This window comes from Aestuariibacter sp. A3R04, from assembly GCF_018860805.1.
In the GTDB taxonomy this organism is placed as follows: Bacteria; Pseudomonadota; Gammaproteobacteria; order Enterobacterales; family Alteromonadaceae; genus Alteromonas.
In genome coordinates, this window is the sequence record NZ_JAHKQR010000006.1 from 1 (window position 1) to 4,383 (window position 4,383).

At 46.5% G+C, this 4,383-nt stretch carries 5 protein-coding genes and 4 tRNA genes; all 9 read left to right on the forward strand.

Going from position 1 to position 4,383, the window contains the following annotated elements; genetic code table 11:
* Positions 1-179: 179 nt before the first annotated feature.
* Entirely contained in the window at positions 180-734 is a 555-nt protein-coding gene (gene gmhB, locus KO518_RS08845; RefSeq protein WP_216025502.1) for a D-glycero-beta-D-manno-heptose 1,7-bisphosphate 7-phosphatase, read from the forward strand.
* A gap of 121 nt (positions 735-855) precedes the next feature.
* Positions 856-1,845, forward strand: coding sequence for a UDP-N-acetylmuramate dehydrogenase (murB, locus tag KO518_RS08850; protein ID WP_216025503.1), 990 nt, complete (start codon positions 856-858; stop codon positions 1,843-1,845).
* Complete coding sequence (gene birA, locus KO518_RS08855; RefSeq protein ID WP_216025504.1) at positions 1,842-2,828, forward strand: bifunctional biotin--[acetyl-CoA-carboxylase] ligase/biotin operon repressor BirA; 987 nt, start codon at positions 1,842-1,844, stop codon at positions 2,826-2,828. Before murB ends, birA begins: the two co-directional genes overlap by 4 nt.
* On the forward strand, positions 2,818-3,558 hold the full coding sequence (locus KO518_RS08860) for a type III pantothenate kinase (RefSeq protein ID WP_216025505.1): 741 nt from the start codon (positions 2,818-2,820) through the stop codon (positions 3,556-3,558). The genes birA and KO518_RS08860 overlap by 11 nt, the downstream gene beginning before the upstream one ends.
* 116 nt (positions 3,559-3,674) lie before the next feature.
* Positions 3,675-3,750 (forward strand) — tRNA-Thr (locus KO518_RS08865).
* Between the two features lie 9 nt (positions 3,751-3,759).
* A tRNA-Tyr gene (locus KO518_RS08870) sits at positions 3,760-3,844 on the forward strand.
* 34 nt (positions 3,845-3,878) lie between these two features.
* Positions 3,879-3,953 (forward strand) — tRNA-Gly (locus KO518_RS08875).
* Between the two features lie 7 nt (positions 3,954-3,960).
* A tRNA-Thr gene (locus KO518_RS08880) sits at positions 3,961-4,036 on the forward strand.
* Positions 4,037-4,111: 75 nt separating this feature from the next.
* A partial coding sequence (locus KO518_RS08885) for a GTP-binding protein (RefSeq protein WP_252736070.1) occupies positions 4,112-4,383 on the forward strand: 272 nt, incomplete at its 3' end.

The window sequence follows — 4,383 nt, forward strand, 5'->3', positions numbered from 1 at the left end:
CGCCAGGCTCCCAATTAAAACAAAAAGGCCATCCCTAGCGGGGTGGCCTTTTTGCTTGCGCGCTTCACCCCCATGTGGGAGTCGTTGTCATCATAAAATCAATTGCCAGAGGAGCTTGGTATAAAAATCCTTAAAGAATTGGTTTATACTGCCCGCTGTTTGCGTATTGTGGCCGGTAAATGTCTAAAAAAGTCTTCTTTCTCGACCGTGATGGTGTGATAAACGTTGATCACGGCTATATATATAAGCCCGAACAGTTTGAATTCATTCCCGGTGTATTTGACGCTTGCCGAACTATTACACAGCATGGATACCACATTGTAGTAGTAACAAATCAATCGGGTATTGCCCGTGGATATTATACAGAGCGGGATTTTGCTGCATTGACCTCGTGGATGACGGCGACCTTTGCTGACCAGGGGGTCAGTTTACTGGATGTTTATTACTGTCCTCATCACGCCACACAGGGGTTCGGCAAGTACCTACTTGATTGTAATTGCAGAAAGCCCCGACCTGGTATGTTGCTTAAAGCCGCCGCACAACACGACATCAGTTTACCAGCTAGTATTATTGTCGGCGATAAAACCTCTGACATGGAGGCGGGAAAGCGCGCGGGTCTCAGGGTATGCTATAAAGTGTCTGAAAACGCTGCTAGTAGGCGTACTACAACGGAGTACGTCAGTTGTAAGCGGCTGATTGATGTCACGACTCATTTTTTTCAGGCTCACAGCTAATAATTCCTTTCGATGCCCTGTGAATCGATATAAATCAGCCTGATTCAGTCCTGATGGCTTTTAATGTTTTGCTGCTTGGCCTACCATGACGGGCTAGTAAAACTAAAAATCAGAACGTACCTTGCTGTCACTTGCTCAACATCATACCTTTCATCTGCCGTCCTACGGGCGGACTATTACTTATTTTAATTCTGCCGCAGCATTTATGGCCCGGTATAACCCGTCACAAAGCACTTATATTCTCGGTGGTGGAAGCAATACCATATTCCTCGAAGACTTTGATGGCCATATACTGATCAATGACATGAGGGGCATCTGCCACCACGAGACCGAAGATCACCATCGTCTTAGTGTCTCCGGGGGCGAGAGCTGGCATGACTTTGTCACCAAATGTACGGATATGGGGTGGTATGGCCTTGAAAATCTTGCCCTGATACCAGGCTCTGTAGGTGCTTCTCCTATTCAAAATATAGGCGCTTATGGTGTCGAGGTGTGTGAATTTATCACGGAAGTTGAGTACATTGATTTGACAACAGGTACTCAACACACATTGCCAAATGCTGAATGTCAGTTTGGTTATCGGGACAGTGTATTTAAGCATTCACTGGCAGACACAGTGTTGATAACCAAAGTTCATTTTGCTTTGCCTAAGCAATGGGTTCCGGTTTGCACTTACGGTGAATTACGTGAACTGGAAAAACCAACTGCTCGGAAAATCTATGACAAGGTAATTGAAATCAGAAGATCAAAGTTACCTGATCCCTCGATTTTAGGCAATGCAGGAAGCTTTTATAAAAACCCGGTTGTTTCACATACACAGTTTAACTCGCTCAAGGCGAAGTGGCCGGTTATCCCGGGGTTTCAGGTAGCAAATGGCGTAAAGATACCCGCAGCCTGGCTGATTGATCAATGTGGCTTTAAGGGTAAAAGTAAAGGGGGCGTCAGGTGTCACCCTACCCAGCCCTTGGTGCTTACTAATACGGGTAAAGCCACAGGTAGCGATGTAATTAGTTTAGCGCAGGATATTATTGGAGAGGTGTATAGTAAGTTCAGTGTCCTGCTCGAACCCGAAGTACGCTTAGTGGGTAAAGAAGGAATAATTTCAATATGAAACAGGCATCTAAGCTTATTCGACAACACATCCTGTCTTTGTTAGCCGACGGGCAGTTTCATTCGGGTGAGGTTATTGCCCAACAGGTTAGCTTGTCCAGAACTGCAGTGGCTGGGCATATATCCCAGTTATCAGAGTGGGGGTTGGACGTTTTCAAGGTGAAAGGTAAGGGCTACCGATTGAATCAGGGGTTTTCCATGTTAAATGCGGAGCAAATCAAGCGACATTTACGCCACCCCAGGCTATCCACCATTCACGTAGAGCCAGTATTGGCCTCGACTAATGTGGAAATGAAGAAGCGCATCGCTACAGCTCGGCATGATCTTGCAGACGGTGATGTTATTCTCGCAGAAGTGCAAACCGACGGTAAAGGTCGCCACGGCCGTAAATGGACGGCACCGGTAGGCGGCAGTTTAACCATGTCTATGTACTGGTCATTTCCCGACGGGTATCAAAGTATGGCTGGGCTGTCTTTGTTGGTTGGCGTAGCAATTTGCGAAGGGCTGCGCAAATTCAATATTGAAGATGCCCAACTCAAGTGGCCAAATGACATTTACCTGAACGGCAGAAAGCTAGCCGGTGTATTAATTGAAGTAGAGGGGCAAATTGGCGCTACCGCACACAGCGTTATTGGCATTGGCTTAAATGTCAATGTACCTGATAGCCAGTATGATGTGGGGCAGCCTCATAGTGATCTCACCGGATACCTTGGGAAGACGCCTGACAGGAATCTTCTCGCGGCAGCGATTATTGAAGCGTTGCGGGAGATGTTGCCTGAGTTTACCCAGCGAGGTTTTGGCAAATTTGTGCCCTATTGGGAAGCGCTGGATCTCTACGCAGATAAAAAGATAGTGCTGCAAATGGGCGATAAACGTTTTTCCGGTATTGACCGCGGCGTGGATCAAAGTGGTGCGCTGCTAGTTGAAACCATTGATGGTATTACCCGTTTTCACGGCGGAGAGGTGAGTTTACGTGGTATGTGAATCCACTGTGTTACTCGTCGATGCGGGTAATTCACGTATTAAATCTGTGACCTTAGCAGAGGTCGAACAGGACAATATCCGGGTACACCCAGATGTAAATACGCTGTGTGACTATATCATTAGCGAAAACGTTACTCATATTGTGTTTTCGAACGTCGGTCGACGAGACATTGCTGAGCGGATAGTCACTACTTGCGCACAAAAAAAAATCAGGTGCGAGCAAATACACACAGAAAAAGAAAATTTTGGTGTGAAAAACAGCTACGAAAATGTGTCTAAATTGGGGGTAGACAGATGGCTTGCCATGGTCGCTGCTCAACAAATGACCAGCCTGGCGTTTTGCGTTATTGATTTAGGTACAGCAATCACTTGTGATTTTGTGGTGGATGGCGAACATTTAGGCGGTTGGATCACTCCTGGGTTTCGGTTAATGCAGGAGTCACTGGTTAAAAACACGGCAAATGTTACCTCTGACGACTTCGAACCAAGAGAAATTGCCTTGGGTCAGGATACAGAAAAATGTGTAACACAAGGGTGTCACGCAGCTATAAATGGTGTTTATTTAACCGCAATTGGTTATTTGGCAAGCAAACGAACCGAGTTCGCTGTAATTATAGGCGGCGGAGATAAAAATATGCTTGCAATTAACGACGCCACTGTTACTATCCGTTCCGCGAATTTGGTGGTGCAGGGTCTTGCCCGCTACGCGAGAAGTCAGCTTTTTGCGTAACAATTTTTCGTTATAGTTGAATGAGTAAGCACTCAAACAAAAAAACGAAAAAAATCAAAAAAGACACTTGCACGGAGTAATAACTTACTCTAGAATGCGCACCCACTTGATGCAGTGCCGACTTAGCTCAGTTGGTAGAGCAACTGACTTGTAATCAGTAGGTCGCCAGTTCGACTCCGGCAGTCGGCACCATCAATCTCTGGAGGGGTACCCAAGCGGTCAACGGGAGCAGACTGTAAATCTGCCGGCTCAGCCTTCGCAGGTTCGAATCCTGCCCCCTCCACCACTTTTTTCTATGAGGTGGCCAGAGAATTAGGATTGCGGGCATCGTATAATGGCTATTACCTCAGCCTTCCAAGCTGATGATGCGGGTTCGATTCCCGCTGCCCGCTCCATTTAAGTGCTGATATAGCTCAGTTGGTAGAGCGCACCCTTGGTAAGGGTGAGGTCGGCAGTTCAAATCTGCCTATCAGCACCATTTCTCCCCAGCTCATGTTTAAGTTTGATACTATTAATTTTATTTTTAACGTAACTTTGCTGGGATACTAGAAAAATGGCAAAAGAAAAGTTTGAACGTACGAAACCCCACGTAAACGTGGGTACAATCGGCCACGTTGACCACGGTAAAACCACTCTGACTGCAGCAATCACTACTGTTCTTGCAAAGACTTACGGTGGTTCAGCTCAGGCATTCGATCAAATCGATAATGCACCTGAAGAAAAAGCACGTGGTATCACCATCTCCACTTCACACGTTGAATATGACACGCCTACCCGCCACTATGCGCACGTAGACTGTCCTGGACACGCTGACTACGTTAAAAA